Raw genomic sequence first — 17,525 nt, 5'->3', positions numbered from 1 at the left:
TTGGTTTAAACAATACTAACTAAAATGAAATATATGAAATATTCTATAACCAAAAAATGAGGTATATTTAAAAATCTCTGAGTTTTTGTTTATTGAGGTAATACCATTTTTAGTAGAGTTTTGCTTTAAAAAATATGCTTTTACGAAACTTTTATTTGTCGTAATACTTAGCAGAGCTTTAAGTCTTTTGATCACATTCTGATTTCAATTCTTTTACAAGAGATTCTAACTCCTCGAAAATTTTCATCTTTATATCTTTATAAATGGTATCTTTTTCGAGAGAAGAAAACAAATTCTTATACTCTTTCAATAAATCTACAATATATTCTCCGATAATAATTGATATTTTCTCTCTTTCTTCTTTGTCAGAAATTTCAAATATTTTAGAAAGTATCTTATCGCTTGGAAATATTTCTCCTTTTAGATATCTGCTGATTGCTGCTTTAGAAACTCCTAGATCTTCGGCTACTTTTTTTCCTCCCCTTTTTAAAACTATCGTTTCAATAATTTTTTTCCTAGTTTCTCTGTCTAGCTTTCTAAAAAATGTAATGGCTGACAAGGCGATTTCACCGTTAGTTTTTAGTCTTAAAATTTCTTTATATTATTCTATTAAACTAGCCAGTTATGTTAAATGAATGATAAAAATTAAAATTTAAAAACCTCTCGCTGCAAGCCAGAAGTATATTATAAACAACAGTGCTATCAAGACGATACCCGGTTTTACATCTTTAAATTTACCAGAAGCAATTTTTATAACAATATAGCTAATGAATCCAAATCCTATTCCAGTTGTAATACTGTAGGTAAATGGTATGGCGACAAGAGTGAAGAATGCTGGAATTACCTCCGTCAAGTCTTCCATTGAAGTTAGTTTACCTGCCAGTCCTAAAAAGAGAAGGCCTACCAATACAAGCACTCCACCAGTGGTAAATGTTGGTATATATGTAAATAGAGGAGCAAATATAGCAGATATGAAGAACAGTATTGCGATTATCAGTGATGTTAACCCACTCTTTCCTCCCGCTTCTATTCCCGACGCACTTTCTACGTAAACTACAGTAGTAGATGTCCCATAAAATGGAGATATTATAGAAGCTAACGCGTCAGAAATTAATGCCTTATTAATGTTCATAATTTTTCCGTCTTTAACCAGCCCTGCTTTCATAGCAAGACCAGTTAAAGTACCTATACCGTCGAAAAAGTCAACTAGAAATAAAGAGAAAGCTATAGGAAATCCTAGCCCAAACAGCGTGAAATACAGGTAGAATGATTTTGGAAGATCGTTAAGAATAGATGTCGTAAAGCTAGGCATTGTAAATAAACTAGAAGAAGTTGATATTAATCCTGGAGTTAATCCTGTTATAGAAAGCAATATTGCAATAGCTGTGCTACCAAGTATTGCAATAATAAAGCCGCCAATAACTTTTTTTGCCATTAATACAGCTGCAATGAAGAAACTCAGCAACCCTAAGTAAAATGCGGCTGTCTTTAATGCTGCTGTATTAAAAGATATTGGAGTTCCTACTCCAGGCTCGACTATGCCAATATTTGAAAAACCAATTAGCGTTATAAAAAGACCAATACCTATGCTAATGCCAAGTCTTATAGATTCTGGAACAGAGTTGAGTATAAACTCTCTTATCCTCCCAACTGAGAATATTAGAAACAGGATCCCGTTAAAGAATACTGAAACCAACGCAAGGTATATAGCAAATATAGCGGGGGCAACCCCTTGAAGATCGTGGGATGTTATGAGGATACTTGCAAAAAGAGGGATCGCTGTGTATCCAATGAAAGCGTTTTCTCCCATCCCTGGAGCAAGTCCAAAAGGCATTTTTGCATATAAGGACATGATTAAAGTTGCTGTAGCAGCTGAAAGCGCTGTTGCTAGTGTGAATCCAAGCTTTACATTGTAAACTAATGGCATGTACTCTTGAGGAATGGGTTGTGTCATTGGTATCCCTAAAGCTTGATGTAATGCTATGGTAAAACCGTCCGTAAGTATTGATGGATTAACGAATAATATATAAGCCATAGATAGAAAAGTAGTTATTCCCGCAATTATTTCTACCTTTGCAGTAGTATTTCTCTCCTTTAATTCGAAATATTTATATAGTGCATCTTTAAATGACAATCCTCTCACCTTAAACAAATAAATTTATCCAATCTTTAATTCGCTATAATGGACTTGAAATTCTAGTCTGAATATGTAGAGTTTTTTACTGTTTGTCTTAGTTTCCACATTTTAGACTTAAGCGAAGATTTGTTATTTAAATTCATTTGCTCATTTAGTGACAAAAAATGGGATTTTTTAGTTATAAATATACAATTTTATCATTTGGATTTTTTCGATCTGATCTCCTTCCCACCTTAAAAGGCGAGGCTTTCAGTTGTAAACTGCTAGCTTATTGGTCAATATTTAAAAGCTCCATTAGTTTTTAACCCAGCCGATCGTCTTGCCCTTTTTAGATGTCTCGCAAAAGAAACTGATTTTTAGGTGTATTACTTATAATGAGTAACATTACAGAATTAAATCAGGAAAATGCTAAGCAAATAGGGTTGCACTTAAGACGCCCTCTTAAAGAGATTACACTTGAAGACTTTGAATCGATCGCTAAAAGAAAAAAATACGTAACAATTGGATGCAAGAAGATTGAGCTAGAGATTGAGGGGTTTAAAGAGCTTCAGCCTAAAGAGTTCGTGGTTGAAAAAACATCGGTATGGAGCTTTCCTGAGAGAGGAAAGTGGGCCACTCACAAATACAATGCAAAATTTAGAGGCAACTGGTCACCGCAGGTAGCGAGAAACCTTTTGCTTCTATATTCTAAAAGTGGCGATACCGTACTAGATCCTTTCCTGGGGAGCGGGACATCTATGATAGAGTGCATTTTACTAAAGAGAAGATGCTATGGTGTTGATATAAACATTGATTCCGTCATGCTTTCCTGGAGTAGAATAAAGCCTATATATTCAAGCGACTCTTTTGTCAAACTATTTGAAGGGGATGCTGAATACTTAGATGCATTTGAAGATGAAAAGTTTGATTTTATACTCGGACATCCTCCATATGCCAGCATCATAAAATACTCCAAAGGAAGCGACGGTGATCTTTCTAAGATGAGTATACAAGAGTACTTAGAAAAAATGAGAAGAATTGCAAGAGAGCTTTACAGGATTCTAAAAAAAGACAAGTACTTAGCCATAATGGTGGGAGATATTAGAAGGAAAAAACATGTGATTCCTTTAGGTTATATGGTTATGAAAATATTTTTGGAAGAGGGATTTATTATAAAGGAACACATAATAAAAGTACAACATAATATGATTGGGACGGCGTTCTGGAAAAACAAGAAAAACGACTTCCTTTTACTAAAACATGAGCATATATTCGTTTTTAGAAAACCCCTGGATTCATCTGACTATGAAAAATTCCAATACTATATGCTTTATATTTAAAGTTTCTTATTAAAAACTTATTAAAAAAGTTTCTTTAGCTGGAGAAGTTTTTCTTCAAGAAAAACAAGTGCTTTCTTATATGTAAGCTCTCCTTCAGGGGTTATAGTATATGTGCTTTTTGGATCGCCTTCAACTTTGACTATTAATCCTTCTTCTTCCATCCTGTATATTATACTGTACAAATATAATGTATTAACCTTTATACCGAATAAATCATTTATCTCTTTCTTTATTTCATTAATGGACAAAGCTCCCTTTTTAATAAGGACGTAAGAAACGTATATCCACAATACTTCATTCTCTATCTTCTTTTTAAGCCTCTCAAATGCTCTTGATTTGCTTTCCTTTTCCATTTTTTCACTTTCAAAAACTTTTTAACGTCAAAAAAATTATACTTTTATAAATATAAAAAATTTTATATGTAGTGAGAAATATGGGAAAAATTAAAGTTGGTTTGATTGGTATTGGAAATTGCGCTTCTGCTATCGTTCAGGGTGTTCTTCTCTCAAAAAAAGACCCTGATAAAACCAAAGAAATTCTATTTACTGATATAGGCGGTTATAAAATTGAAGATATTGACTTTACACTAGCTATTGATGTCGATGTCAGAAAAATTGGAAAAGATCTCGGAGATGCGATATTTGAAGGGCCAAATTTATTCCCTAAAATCGTTGATGATACAAAGACAGGAGTTAAAGTTATAGCTGGTCCTGTGCTTGACGGTGTTGCAGATCATATGAGAAATATTTTCATGCCCCACAATAAAGAAGTCACTATGGAAGAAATTGTAAGTGCGATAAAAAGTTCTGGAACAGAAGTTCTAGTTAATATGTTGCCAGTCGGTTCTGAAGAAGCAACAAGATTTTATGCCGAAGCTGCTATAAAAGCTGGAGTTGCATTCATTAATGGAATGCCTGTCTTTATTGCAAGCGATCCGAAGGGAGAATGGCAGGAGAAGTTTAAGAAGGCTGGATTGCCAGTACTTGGAGATGATGTAAAGGGTCAGTTTGGAGCAACAATACTGCACTCTTCACTTACTGCATTAATGAGGGAAAGAGGTTTGAGGATTAATGAAACTTATCAGCTCAATATAGGCGGAAATACCGATTTCCTGAACATGAAGGAAGAAGAAAGGCTAAGAAGTAAGAGAGAAAGCAAAACTAGCGCTGTTTTGAATACTCTTACAAATCCGAAAGAGATTCTTGAGAAAAACAGAATACGAATCGGACCTAGTGATTGGGTACCTTTCTTAGGAAACACTAAAATCGCTTACATATATGTGAGGGCGACATCATTCCTGGGATTCCCAGTAGAGTTGGACGTCAAGTTAAAAGTTGATGATAAAAGTCAGTATGCTGCAGCAATGATAGATGTTATAAGACTAGCAAAGCTCGCGCTAGACAACGGACTCTCAGGAGCTATTCACGAGGCTAGTGCATATTACATGAAGCATCCGCCAAAGCCTGTTTCTTCCCCGTACGAAGCCAGGAGCCTTCTTGAAGAATTTATAAGAAAATATGGGAAAAAGAGCATTTCTTAATTTTTTACTTTGAAGTTAATCATTAGGGAATATAGCTATGAAGCTCACTAAAATTGGCTTCTTGGCCAATCCAATTGCTGGACTTGGGGGGGCTCTAGCATTAAAAGGTAGCGACGATATTTCTTGGAACGACCTAGGATCTCTAATAGGTCCTGGTTATAAAAAGGCACTTTTATTTGCTTTAATCCTAAAAGAAAGGCTTAAAGAAAAAATCGAGAAAGTTGAGTTCCTCGTTCCTGATGGAATGATGGGAGAAGATATATTCAAGAGGTTTGGTCTTTCCTACACTTCTGTTTGCTCTCCAAACTATCCGTCAACAAATTTGGATACGAAAAATTGTGCAATGGAAATTAAAAAAGAGGGAGCAGAAGTTTTCTTTATTTCTGGTGGCGACGGAACAGTCTATGATGTTTATACACAAGTAAAAACATCCATTCCTATTGTAGGAATACCTTCTGGTACAAAGATGTATAGCTCAATATTTGCCAAAAGCATTAATGCAGCAGCAATTTTATTAGAAGATTTTATTAATGAAAACTACGTACTAGAAGCTGGGGAAATACTACTAGTCGATGAAAATACCATTAGAGAAAATGGAAGCTATCGAGAACTCTTCAGGGGAATAGCTTATACTATCGAGTCAAAAAACAATTTGCTTCACCAACAGACTAAAGACCTTTCCTACTCAGAAGAAGAGTCTCTAGAAGAGATTGCAGAATATGTTAATGAGATTGTAAATGATAAAGTACCCTTAATAATTGGACCTGGGAGAACCTGCAGTAAAATAGCTCAAAAACTTAATATAAAAAAAGACAATGTACTTTCTGTCGCTGCTGGATATAAGGGAAAAACCTATTGTAGCGACTGCAATTCATTGCAACTCTCTAATTTTGTTGATTCTCTAGATAACTTAGACCTCTTGCGGATAATTGTTTCTCCATTGGGGAATTCGGGTTATTTGTTTGGTAGAGGCAACCACCAGATAACTGGCTATATTCTTTCGAAAATTACGATTAAGAATTTATTGATAGTAGGTAGTAGAAACAAAATGAGCAGATTGAAAAGTTTATTAATAGACATACCTAAAAGCAATAAACTATTGACCTTATCAGGTTATACAAGAGCAATTGTTGGCTACGAAGAAGAAGTTGTAATTAAAGTAGAGCTTGCATGAACTACCCGCCCTCACAGAATGGGACTTTCGCCCCCTTAACCCCCAAAAAATTAAAATTCAATAAATGCTAATTTTTGTCTTTTCTCATTATGGAGAGAGAAATAAGATGGAAATAGACTCGTTGACAATTTTTGTTGTTTCTATCATAATTGTTGTTCTTTTAGTTTTGAGAAAAGTAAATATAGCTATTTCTCTAGGTTCAGGTCTTCTCTTTTTCTCTTTACTTGCAATAAGGAATCCTTTAGAAATAGGAATTGTAATTCTCTATACTATGAATAAAACCACTTTAATAACCTTATCTTCGTTAATATTAGCTATGTTTCTTGCCGACATTTATAGAGTTACAGGTATAGCTGAAAAGATGGTTAATGGATTAAAGTTTTTTGGAAAGAAGTTTACTGGAATTTTTACCCCAGCAATTATAGGTCTTCTCCCGATGCCAGGTGGTGCATATATTTCAGCTGTGCTTGCTGAATCTATATATAAAGAGCTAAATCTTAGCCCTGAGGAGAAATCTTTTATAAACTATTGGTTCAGGCACATTTGGATTCCTACGTGGCCATTATATCAAAATGTTATCCTTGCATCCGCATTGCTTAAAATGTCAACTACAGATATTTTTAAAATGAATTGGGAGCTTACTGTATCAGGATTATTAGGAGGAGCGGTAATTCTCCTCTTATTAGGCTCATACTATAAAAAATCTGAGATTGACAAAGATAATAAAGATAATAAAAATATTGAAAAAGCTAGACTGAAAAACATACTTCATATTTGGCCTCTAATTTGCATAGTTATTCTTTCTCTTGTTTTTGGAATTTTGCTTCCTGTTTCAATACTAATTTCAATATTTTTATATATAGCTGTTTACCACCCAACAAAGAAACACCTCTATGATGCGCTAAAATATTCATTCAATCTAACTATAATAGTACTTGTTGTAGAGACGCTTATCTTTGGAAACATGATAACGTTTGGAGGAGTAACAAAGGAGTTGACAGCAATCTTTTCAAGTTACGCTTTTCTAGCAGTCACGACAATACCATTTATAATTGGCTTTGCAACTGGAACAGAACTTACGTATGTAGCGCTCGCCTTTCCCCCTCTAATAAACATATTTAATCAGAGCTCTCTTTTCATTCCAGTAGCATTTCTTTCAGGATATATGGGTGTCATGTTAAGTCCTTCACACTCGTGTTTAATACTAACCGTACAGTACTATAAAGCCGAACTGCCAAAAGTCTACAGATATTTGATACCTTCAGTTATTGTGGTTTTCGCAGTAGCAGTCTTGCTAATATACCTTCTTAAGCTCTAATACCCTTACAACTGAAACCCTCGCCCTTTAGGGCGGGGAGGAGGTTAGAAATAGTGTCAAAAACTCTTTTTTTCTTCCTCAAAACCACCTTTGCATATGATGCCCTCTTCTTCACACCTCTTTTTTAAAAAATTTAAAAAATTTTTCACTCTAGCTTTATCAAAGGTTCTGATTATCTCATTTAAAGGATAAGTATCATTTAGCATAAATGATTTAATATGGAGAGAATCATAAAAAAGCGTACTGCCTGTCTCCACAGCTAATGTAACTATCGCATCTGCCGTCTCTCTGTCATCATTGATTCTGGGAATAATAGGACCGTAAAAGATCCATGTTTTTATTCCTTCTTTGCTTAAAGCTCTTATAGCATTAGCCCTTGAGATGGGAAATGGAGCATTTGGCTCGATAAATTTCGATACACTACTTTTAAGAGATGTTATGGTAAATCCTACATCTACTTTTTCTCTATAATTGAGAAGAATTTCCTTATCTCTTAATATTAGGGGATTTTTTGTCTGAAAGCTTAGGTAAAAACCACTTTCAAGCAATATCTTTACGGATCTCCTTGTCAATTTGTAAATAGCCTCCAATGGTTGATAAGCATCGGTTATTGTCCCAACACCTACTATCCCTTTCTTTTTCCTCTTAACTTCTTTCTTTAGGACTTCAACAAGGTTTGTTTTTACCAGTACGACCTTTCCCCAATTTTTGGATGCTCTTTCATCCTTCGTGTAAAGTCTTGCATAGCAATATATACATCCATGAGAGCATCCTAAGTAGGGATTTAAGGCATAGTCAAGATCAGGCAATCCGCTTTGGGAAATTGCACTCTTTACTTCTATAAAATGCACTTCAGTATTGCCTACTTTCATATTTCCATCTCTAAAAGCTAAAAGTATTCCGTAATTTTCTTTTCTGTCATTATTAACTGAATTATTTTAGAAGAAGCTATCCATTTCGCTGATCCTAGCTTTGTTTCTTTATTCAAAAAGCTTACAACTTCGTTTATATCATAGGTCTTCATAACCGGTCCTCTCTTATACATTTCTCTTATGGATTCTCTTACGAACCAGACACCTATTGGAACATTGAAGCCAGGGTATATTTCCCTGAGTAACACAGCAGTAGCTTGTCTTTTCTTATTCAGCAAAAGCTCGGCTGTAGCTAGTCTAGCTGAATAGTAGCAACCACCTATAGATGGATAGTTCTTTCTGCCTCTGTAGTACTCATAATCGCCCTCAATTTCTACATCTCCGTTCTGAGGATTCCACGTCGAACCGGGCCACCAAGCCTCCATCCATTCAAAGCTCCAGCTTCTAGGAAATAGTATAGATATAAATAAGTTGTCATGTATTTTCAGCTCATATACCTCAATTTCACTGATTTCTTGGAAGCCTTTTACTTTTTTCAGTAATTCTTCTGAAATTGTACTGTCTACTGCTGTAATGCTCCACCTAGTTGGAACTAGCCTTCTTTTTTCTCTTTCTCCAAAAGTTCCTATACTCATTACCTTTGATATATAAGAAACTGGAAAGTTTCTCTCGTATAGATAAATTATCGCATCTTTTGCCTTAATCTCGTCATAATACAAACTGTCAATTATCTTTGGAATGCTTGGATTGTTTACAATTTTGAATCTCTCTATAGGTGAGCTAGGACCAAAAGGAGGTTGTTCCTCATCAAATATTACTATCGGAACTGGCGGCTTGATTAATTTCATTTCTATCTCTACAGGTTTTATACTCATAGCTATATCTCTCACTTCATTTACAAATTTTTCATTAACCTGATTTACGCTCGCATAGTTATAGCCAGTAATTAAGCTGTAACGGTAATCCAGTATATCTTCTATTCTTAATTTCAGCCAAGACTCGGGCAACTCATATATCTGTGTGTCCCCACTTAAAGGTGGAGAGCTCGGCCCTATTCTTACCTTAGGATAACCAATTCTCCCAACAAATACTGAAGGAGGACTGGAACCGTAAATTTCTTTCTTCTCTGTAAGACCTTTTAGCTTTGTTAAAGCCGTATTTCTAGCTATTATTGGACAATATGCCAGCCCGCAGTAGCCCCTACCTCTACATAAGACACACAATCTCGTGTCTATCTTCATTTTTTCAACTCGTGTCTATCTTCATTTTTTTCAACTAAAAGAAAATACTGAGTTCTTATAACCTCTTATATAATTCTTATATAATTATTAATAATTAAACACATGATATAATATTTTAGTTATTCTGTTGAAATATTTTTTATGTGACATAAAATAAAGGAGGCTAAATGTTTTGAAAGAGGTAAAAAGAGGTAGAGTGAAAAAAATACTTTCATATGGGCTCGATTCGATTGTAGTTACTTCTGGTTCTAATTTTTTCTATCTTACAGGTTTAAAAATTGAGACTTTTGAAAGGCCGTTATTATTATTTATGAGCGAAGACTACTCTTTTCTTCTTGCCCCAAAATTGGAAATGGAAAGATTGGGAGATCTTAATGTAACGGAGTCTCTTTTTTATGATGATGCAACTGATCCCTTTAAAATTATTGAAAGTACTCCAACTCTCAAGAATATACTTAGAAAAGGAGTTAAAATAGGGGTAGATCCCAATCTCAGATTTTCCTTTTTTTATAAATTGAATAATATATTTAAGGATGTAAACTTTGTAGATGCAAGCGAAGAGATTCAATTGGCTAGAATGATAAAAGAAGAGGAAGAAATAAAAAACATAGAAAAAGCATCAAATATTTTATCAAAAATTTTTGAAACTGCCCAAGAATCGATTTCTCCTGGGATTTCCGAAGCGGAAGTAAGATTTAATCTAATGAAGAAGGCATCAGAACTTGGCGCTAGTTCTTATGACTTCATCGCTATACAGTCTGGGGAAAATACCGCTATTCCTCATCATGAATTTTCCAGCAGAAAAATCAGAAGAGGAGATTTAATTGTAATCGACGCCGTAGTATCTTACAATTGGTACAATGCCGATTTAACGAGGGTATTTTCTCTTGGAAAGCCAAACGAAGAAGTCCTAAGCATTTATTCATTTGTTAGGCAGGCTCAAAAAATTGGTATAGAATCTTCAATAAGCAACGTAACTGCAAAAAGCATAGATGAAAAAGTTAGAAACTACTTCAAAGAAAGAGAAATTGATCAGTTCTTCATTCACAGAACTGGACATGGATTAGGCATAGATGCACACGAGAAGCCGTTCATTTCATCAACTTCAAACGATATTATTGAAAATGGCCAAGTTTTTACTATAGAGCCAGGACTGTATTTTCCTGGAAAATTTGGAATAAGGCTAGAAGTTGATGTTGTTATAAAAGAAGGAAAACCTCATATAATAGGCGATTTTCCCTTAGATATAGTAATTATCTAAAAATTATTCCGTCTTTATAATTATGAAATAAAATTTGAATTGTAACTTTTTTAAATATTTTGTCTTAGTTTTTTAATTCTTAAAGAAGGTCTCAAGTCTCGCAACGCCTTCTATCTCTTCCCAGCTTATGTTGATGGTCTTTAGAATTTGTTCGAATGTTGTCCTGGCTATATCTAAATATTTTTCGATATCTATATCTGAAAGTTTTGCAAGCTCAACTGTTTTTACTCCATCTTTCCCCTTCACTTTTACATAAGAAATTATATCACCTCTAGCTAAAGCTTTATTAAAAGGCTTTAGCTGAAGTGCCGCCTTAACGTGTTGAGGAGTGTTCTTCTTGTACTCCAAGACATCCTTGTTAAGCATAACATTGAATGCAAGCTCATCGAGGTTATACTCCATATTTTTGAGCTTTAAGTAAATTTTCTTAACATTCTCCTTTATCTTCTCCTGTGTTTCTAAGAAATCGTTCGGCTTATTGATTTCAGAAAGTCTTTTTATTACATCTGAAAAAGCCTGCTTAAGAAACTCTGGCTGATTTCTCTTCTTTCCAAGAAGTCCCTTGATAATAACTTCGCCTAAAGAAGTTACTCCTAAGTAGTTCTTTTTCAGGCCGGAAAAAGCTACGTATCTAAACTCCTTATCTACTTCTAAATCTAATCCAAACTCCTTCTCAACAGAGGCGATTATCTCTTGTAATGCTTCTTTGCTTGGACTCCAGATAAACATGCTGTCTGTGTCGCCATAAAGTATCCTAAGGCCTAATGATTTCGCTTTTTCTACGGTGTTAGTAATAGTGTACCTTCCAACTGCTGTGACACTTTCTGCTACTGGTGGCGCATATAGGGCAAAATTATCGCTTCCGAAGACTCCGTAACTGGCATTAAGCAATACCTTAAGAGCGGATTGAACAGCATTATACCACTCCTTCCTCTCTTCGCTTATGCTTTTATCCTTGCTCTTCTTCTTATATACCTTAACTCTCAGATCTCTCATTGCCCCTATCATTATGGGGGTCATTCCTCTCCTGTCAAAGCAAACCTTATGCCCAACATCAGGTATAGTTCTTTCCTTATTGCACGGATAATGTGGATTTACCGTTTCGTAGCTTAAGTTCCACACCTTTATTATCGATGGATATAGACTAGCAAAATCCAAGACTACAACATTGAAGAAGACGCCTACTGGCGGATTAAGAACTATTGCCCCAGCGTACTTCTTTCCTTTAATTACAGCTTTGCTTTTTATTTCTTTCTTATGAGCTAATATATCCTCTTGCTTTGGAATTATATAGTTTCTCTTTCTATGCTCCCAATAGAACATGTTTTTAATCCATGCACTGATTTGTGTTCTGCTTAACTCTTCTATGCTTGTCTTAGTCAGTCTTGAAAGCAAAACAAGCAATTTCCATGTTAAGAAGTTTTTCCATCTAACCAATTCTAGAGTTATAAACGAGTCCCTGTAGTTATACTCTACGAGCTTAGAAATGCCTAGTGTTCCAGGATTCTCGTCTACTTTTACTTTTCCGATACCGATTATTGCCTCGGCTATGCTGTTCAGCGTATTTTCTCTGTACTCTCCTCCAAAGGCATAAGTTTTAAGCGCTTTATTGTTGAATACATGGTACAAGTCTATATGTATTGCGTTTTTAAATGTATAAAAGTCCTGAAACTCTTCAATTGGGATTTCTTCTTCTCTCATTCCAAGAATGATTGCTCTGTTTCTTATATAAGGAAGATCGAAGTTATCTCCGTTGAATGTATATACAACAGGATAGTCTTTTAATATACTGAAAAACTCTTGAATAAGAGAATACTCATCATCGAACACATAAACTTCTATGTCTTTAGTTTCCGATTTAATAGGATCCTTACTTGAAAGAGGGTATGCGCTTGTAAGAACAATCTTCTTTCCATCCGTAGTGCTAATCGATATAGCTACAATAGGATATAGTGCTTGCGATACATCAGGAACTCTGTTTTGGTACGGAGAAAAGACCTCTATATCTATGGCAGCCATTTTTGGTTGCGGAGGAGACTGCTCAAAAAGAGGATAAACATCTCTTACAAACTTTAAGGTTTCTTCGTCCTCATTTGAAAAGCTCTGTTCTATTTCTTTCGGAATGGAATTACCCTCAAATGCGAGAGCAAGATTTTTTCCTAATACATTATATTTTGCTCCGGGTATCAGCTGTCTATCGAATATGAAGTTATGGTGGTATTTTATATTGCTTTCCCAGCTGTCTCTGAACTTATCTCTCATTTCTTTTACAGCAAGCGGATCTGTGACTGTAATCTTTGTATAGTGCTCATTTTTCATTGTAAGCGGGTTGATTTTTAAGACAATATCTTTGCTTATCACCTTCTGTTTTAAAGACCCGTTTAATATCTTATCTATTTCTTCTGGGCTTTCCTTCACGAGAAAATATGGCTTATGATCGGTCTTGTCATACCAATACAAGATCCTTCCGCTTTTTTCTTCATAAAAACACAGAACTGCTTTGTTTCTGTGATTATCGTAATAGTAAGAGAGCAAATATCCATCATTAATTGTAGCATTATCAACTTTAACGAACCATACAATTTTTTTATTTTCATTAACAACTATACTCGATTTACCTAGTTCTTCAATCTTCTTCTCATTTTCCTCTTCGCCTTTTGCATTTCCATTAAGCAATAAGCTGGAAATATATTCGATCGAATTGTCTTTAGATATATATGCTAACTTTTGCACTTCATCTTCGTGAACTTTAAGTTCTTTATCCTGGTTATACGTCAAGTCTTCTGCAAAATTGTTTGCCGTCTTTTCTTTTTTGTTACTTGAGTTTATAAAATCAAATAATGTTGGACCGTTTTCTTTTCTGTCCCTCTTCAAAGTTGCCATAGCCATTTACCTTACAAAGCAAATATTTTAATAAAAACAAACTGTCTATAGATAAATAGTGTCAATTGGGAATTAAACCTTCATATGTATTTTTAACTATAAAGTATTTAATATAATGCCTCTCTTAAATAAATTTCATGTTTTTTCTATGGCACGTTGCAATTGAACTGAACTAGCTCTTAGTATAGGGAAATCGTTTACTTAAAGAATTGCTACTTTTTGTAATTACTAAAAAAGCATCTTATTTTTTGATAAGGTGGCTACAGCAATTAAACAAAAAATGCGTATTACACTAATATAAGAACTAATCCTGTTCATATGGAACCCTAAAATGTAACTAAGTGATCACCTTTATTAACTATTAAAAATACGCTATAATTTATAAAAATTTATAATTTAAATAAATTATCTAACTATATATAAAAAATAAATTAGATTTTATTTTAATTATTTCAGTGATTATTTTCATATAGGTTGTTCTAAAAAAATTATCGAAAAAAATAAATATAAGAACTTAAAAAATATTTTTCCAAATTTTTTAAATAACTTTATCATAGGTGAAGCTATGAGCGAGAAGTCTGAAAAAAATATGGAAGATTTAAAAAATAGCACAAGTACCCAGTATAAAGACAGCAAGCATTATAAGAAAGCTCTCGGCTTTTGGGATAACGTGATGCTAAACATAGGAACAATGATAGGCTCAGGAATACTATTACTGCCTTTCGTAGTTGCCGCTTATGCTGGACCATATGAGTGGATCTCTTGGTTAGTGGCAGGTATTTTTATTCTGCCGGTAATTCTAATATATAGCCTGCTGGTTGAGCTATATCCAGTTTCTGGAGGAATGTCAAGATATCCCTACTACTCTCATGGAGGTTTGGTCTCATTTTTAGCATCAGTCAACGCAATATTCTACTTTTCAATGATAATAATCCCTGTAGAAGCACAGGCTATAGTAAGATACCTGAATCTCTTCTGGCCTGTTCTGTTGGAACCTAGCGGATATCCGACTATACTAGGATATATTGTTGAGGTTATATTAACTGTCTTAGTATCAGTTATCGTTTACTTAGGGGCCAGAAGTGTTTCGACAAGCAACTTTGTAATTACAGCAATAAAATTAGGCCTAATACTTCTCTTCGGACTTACTATGTTCCTGTTCTTCTGGAGTCCTAAGAACTTTACCGATCCCAGCATAGCAGTAATGCCAATGGGTATACCTGGAATATTTGCTGCTGCTGGAGCAAGCATATTTGCATATACAGGATTCAGAAGAACGGCAATATTTGCAGGTGAGGCAAAAGAAGAAATTGTCAAGAAGTTGAACTGGTCTGAAATTGTTGCATGGGCTATAGTGCTAGTAGTATATGTGTTTATGTCTGTAGCTATTGTAGGAGCTATTGACTGGGAAAAGCTTGCACCTATAGCTGCAAAAATGGGAATTAACCTTTACCCAGGAAATTGGGCAGGAATTGCAAACCTCAGCGGACCATTCGCAGCTATGGCTTTAGGATACGGCTTAATATGGATGTACTATTTGTTTTTATTAGACGGAATTATATCTCCATTTGGAGTTTCAATAGTAGAACAGGGTGGCCTCCCAAGGCTGTTCTATGCAGCCGCAAAAGCTAAATACATGCCAAAAGCTTTCTTAAAGGTTGACAAGAAAACAGGAACTCCTATATGGGGATTAATCGCGTCACTGATAGGAGAGATTGTTTACTTGTTTGTAATACGATTATATAGCCAATCAGTAGATGTCGTAGTAGCATCTTCTAATATACTTTATGCAACAGGGCCTGCTGCTGTCATTGGAATACTAGCCAGAAAGAAAATTAAGAGCACCTTTTACAGTATATTAGCACCGGTAGCAATGGTAAGCAGTAGCCTCATATTCTACTGGGCAACATATCCATATACTCTATGGGGAACTATTGCCTTATTTATATTCCTTCCGCTATTCATCTACTATGTAGCAAAAGGCGAAGCGAGAGGAGACATTAAAAACGGAATATGGTATCTAACATACATTATTGTCTTGGACATAATAAGCTACCTTGGCGAAACAACTTTCGGAGGAAAGGGCATTCTATCGTTCCCATGGGACTTTGTAGTTATCATAATAGTAGCGTTAATATTCATTTATTGGGCTAAGATTTCAGCATTAAAAGAAGAACCAGAAGAAGCTGTCGATATAGAAGAATAAAATTAAAAAATTTTTATTTTTTTATAACGAAATTTTTTCGTCTCCGACGTAAAATTTCTCAACAGTCACTTTTAACGTTATGATTGCTGCTCTTATCATATTTTCAAGTGACATGCTAGGAGGGATTCCAAACTCAGACTTCACAGACGCTGTCTGCTCTGGAAGGAGAGGAACGTGCATATATCCTGATCTTCTTGGATATCCTTTTGTAGCTCTACTGTGGAGAGCAATATACATAACATAATTGCATAAGAATGTACCTGCAGTATTGGAGACCGATGCAGGTATTCCAGATTCCTTCAATCTTTTCACTATAGATTTAATTGGAAGAGTTGAAAAATAAGCATTTGGTCCTTCTGTATAAATCGGCTCATCGATTGGTTGATAACCATCGTTGTCAGGAATTCTCGCATCCATAATATTAACAGCAACTCTTTCCATAGTAACATAAGATATGCCTGCCCACAAACCCATGCTGAGCACTATGTCTGGTTTATAGCTATCAAGAAGAGTTAAGAGTTTATCTTTAGCTTTCTTATAAGCTACAGGCAATATTGCTGTTTGAAGCTCAACATTTGGCATCTCTTTTTCTATTTTTTCTGGAAGATGCTCGGCAATAATTTGTGAGGGGTTTTGCTTATAGCCTCCAAATGGCTCAAAGCCGGTTACTAATATTTTATATTTTTCCATTTTTCTTCACTCCTTTATTTTTAATTTTTACTTAAAATTTAAACATAAAGATGAAGTAGTTTTTATTTTTAGTAAAAATTTTTATAGTAATTAATTTAAATTTTTGTTTATTTGTGGTGTTTAATTTTGGAAAACAGTATTTTTGATAGATATTGGAAGTCAATTTCGAGAGCTTCCTCCTATAAGTATTTTCCATTAATAGTGAAGAAAATAGAAGGGTCAAGAATCTTTGATGTCAACGGAAAAGAATATATAGATTTTCTCTCCAGTGCTGCCTTGTATAATGCTGGCCTAAATAACGATGAAGTAGTGACTTCCTTGTTAGAGGAGCTCAAAAACATGTTGCATTATACACAGTATCTGTATCATAAAAAAAGTATAAAGTTAGCTGAAATTTTAAAGGAAATAACTCCTGGAACCTTTGAGAAAAAGGTTGCGTTTGAGCTAAGTGGAGGAGCAGCAGTTGATATTGCTTTAAGGTCATCTCTCTACTTTTCAGGAAAGAAACTTCTAGGTTCGTTTGAGAATTCCTATCATGGAACCACATATCTTAGTATTTCTGTCTCTGGTTCGTTTAGACCAGAGATCAGAGAAAAACTCAATGCATACCCCTATGTATACTTCTTCAAGTATCCAGATACGTTCAGGAGACCGAGAGGTATTGAGCCTGAGGAGTATGGAGAGATACTCCTTGGAGAGATCGAGAGGACCCTCCAGGTGGATGCATATGGGAAGGGGTTCGCTGCTATAATATTTGAGCCTATACAGGGGGATAGGGGAGTCCTCGTGCCTCCTAAAAGCTTCATAGTAGGCCTCAGGAAGATCGCTGATGAGTATGGGATAGTACTAATAGATGATGAGATTCAGACAGGCTTCGGGAGGAC

14 protein-coding genes are annotated in these 17,525 nt (G+C 34.9%); 7 read left to right on the top strand and 7 right to left on the bottom strand.

Annotation, left to right across the window (positions count from 1 at the left end; all coding sequences use genetic code 11):
• Positions 1-178: 178 nt before the first annotated feature.
• Together ACP5SL_RS03120 and ACP5SL_RS03115 are read right to left on the bottom strand one after the other, a co-directional pair.
• Positions 179-559, bottom strand: coding sequence for a helix-turn-helix domain-containing protein (locus ACP5SL_RS03120; RefSeq protein WP_014558002.1), 381 nt, complete (start codon positions 557-559; stop codon positions 179-181).
• A gap of 93 nt (positions 560-652) precedes the next feature.
• Entirely contained in the window at positions 653-2,143 is a 1,491-nt protein-coding gene (locus ACP5SL_RS03115; RefSeq protein ID WP_428228180.1) for an NCS2 family permease, read from the bottom strand.
• Positions 2,144-2,511: 368 nt separating this feature from the next.
• Here ACP5SL_RS03115 and ACP5SL_RS03110 point away from each other — a divergent pair, with 368 nt between their 5' ends.
• Complete coding sequence (locus ACP5SL_RS03110; protein ID WP_428228173.1) at positions 2,512-3,456, top strand: DNA methyltransferase; 945 nt, start codon at positions 2,512-2,514, stop codon at positions 3,454-3,456.
• Between the two features lie 20 nt (positions 3,457-3,476).
• Here ACP5SL_RS03110 and ACP5SL_RS03105 read toward each other — a convergent pair whose 3' ends face one another.
• Positions 3,477-3,809 (bottom strand): helix-turn-helix transcriptional regulator, encoded by a 333-nt coding sequence (locus ACP5SL_RS03105; RefSeq protein WP_014558005.1) that lies wholly within the window; start codon positions 3,807-3,809, stop codon positions 3,477-3,479.
• Positions 3,810-3,889: 80 nt separating this feature from the next.
• Here ACP5SL_RS03105 and ACP5SL_RS03100 point away from each other — a divergent pair, with 80 nt between their 5' ends.
• From ACP5SL_RS03100 to ACP5SL_RS03090, 3 genes are all read left to right on the top strand, one after another.
• Positions 3,890-4,996, top strand: coding sequence for an inositol-3-phosphate synthase (locus ACP5SL_RS03100; RefSeq protein ID WP_193804002.1), 1,107 nt, complete (start codon positions 3,890-3,892; stop codon positions 4,994-4,996).
• A gap of 37 nt (positions 4,997-5,033) precedes the next feature.
• On the top strand, positions 5,034-6,170 hold the full coding sequence (locus ACP5SL_RS03095) for an ATP-NAD kinase family protein (protein ID WP_014558007.1): 1,137 nt from the start codon (positions 5,034-5,036) through the stop codon (positions 6,168-6,170).
• Between the two features lie 106 nt (positions 6,171-6,276).
• A complete protein-coding gene (locus ACP5SL_RS03090; protein WP_158308314.1) occupies positions 6,277-7,488 on the top strand; it encodes a DUF401 family protein in 1,212 nt (403 codons plus the stop codon).
• 56 nt (positions 7,489-7,544) lie between these two features.
• Here the strand turns inward: ACP5SL_RS03090 and ACP5SL_RS03085 are convergent, their stop codons facing one another.
• Positions 7,545-8,360, bottom strand: coding sequence for an SPL family radical SAM protein (locus tag ACP5SL_RS03085; protein ID WP_014558009.1), 816 nt, complete (start codon positions 8,358-8,360; stop codon positions 7,545-7,547).
• A 17-nt stretch (positions 8,361-8,377) separates the two neighbouring features.
• Positions 8,378-9,601, bottom strand: coding sequence for an Nre family DNA repair protein (locus ACP5SL_RS03080; RefSeq protein ID WP_014558010.1), 1,224 nt, complete (start codon positions 9,599-9,601; stop codon positions 8,378-8,380).
• 172 nt (positions 9,602-9,773) lie between these two features.
• Between ACP5SL_RS03080 and ACP5SL_RS03075 the strand changes: the two genes are divergently transcribed.
• Positions 9,774-10,862 (top strand): M24 family metallopeptidase, encoded by a 1,089-nt coding sequence (locus ACP5SL_RS03075; protein WP_272984788.1) that lies wholly within the window; start codon positions 9,774-9,776, stop codon positions 10,860-10,862.
• 72 nt (positions 10,863-10,934) lie between these two features.
• Here the strand turns inward: ACP5SL_RS03075 and ACP5SL_RS03070 are convergent, their stop codons facing one another.
• Positions 10,935-13,745, bottom strand: a complete 2,811-nt coding sequence (locus tag ACP5SL_RS03070; RefSeq protein ID WP_428228172.1) for a DNA-directed DNA polymerase I — start codon at positions 13,743-13,745, stop codon at positions 10,935-10,937.
• A gap of 565 nt (positions 13,746-14,310) precedes the next feature.
• Between ACP5SL_RS03070 and ACP5SL_RS03065 the strand changes: the two genes are divergently transcribed.
• On the top strand, positions 14,311-15,951 hold the full coding sequence (locus ACP5SL_RS03065) for an APC family permease (RefSeq protein WP_428228171.1): 1,641 nt from the start codon (positions 14,311-14,313) through the stop codon (positions 15,949-15,951).
• A 21-nt stretch (positions 15,952-15,972) separates the two neighbouring features.
• On the opposite strand, the gene pcp is transcribed toward ACP5SL_RS03065, so the two are convergent.
• Positions 15,973-16,641: a pyroglutamyl-peptidase I gene (gene pcp / locus ACP5SL_RS03060; protein WP_193804012.1), complete on the bottom strand. Its 669-nt coding sequence runs from the start codon at positions 16,639-16,641 to the stop codon at positions 15,973-15,975.
• 126 nt (positions 16,642-16,767) lie between these two features.
• Here pcp and ACP5SL_RS03055 point away from each other — a divergent pair.
• Positions 16,768-17,525: aminotransferase class III-fold pyridoxal phosphate-dependent enzyme (locus tag ACP5SL_RS03055; protein ID WP_428228170.1), on the top strand; the 758-nt coding region annotated here is incomplete at its 3' end.

The sequence above is a fragment of the Fervidicoccus sp. genome (assembly GCF_049967375.1).
Lineage (GTDB): Archaea > Thermoproteota > Thermoprotei_A > Sulfolobales > Fervidicoccaceae > Fervidicoccus > Fervidicoccus fontis.
This window is presented reverse-complemented; position numbering and strand designations above follow the sequence as displayed.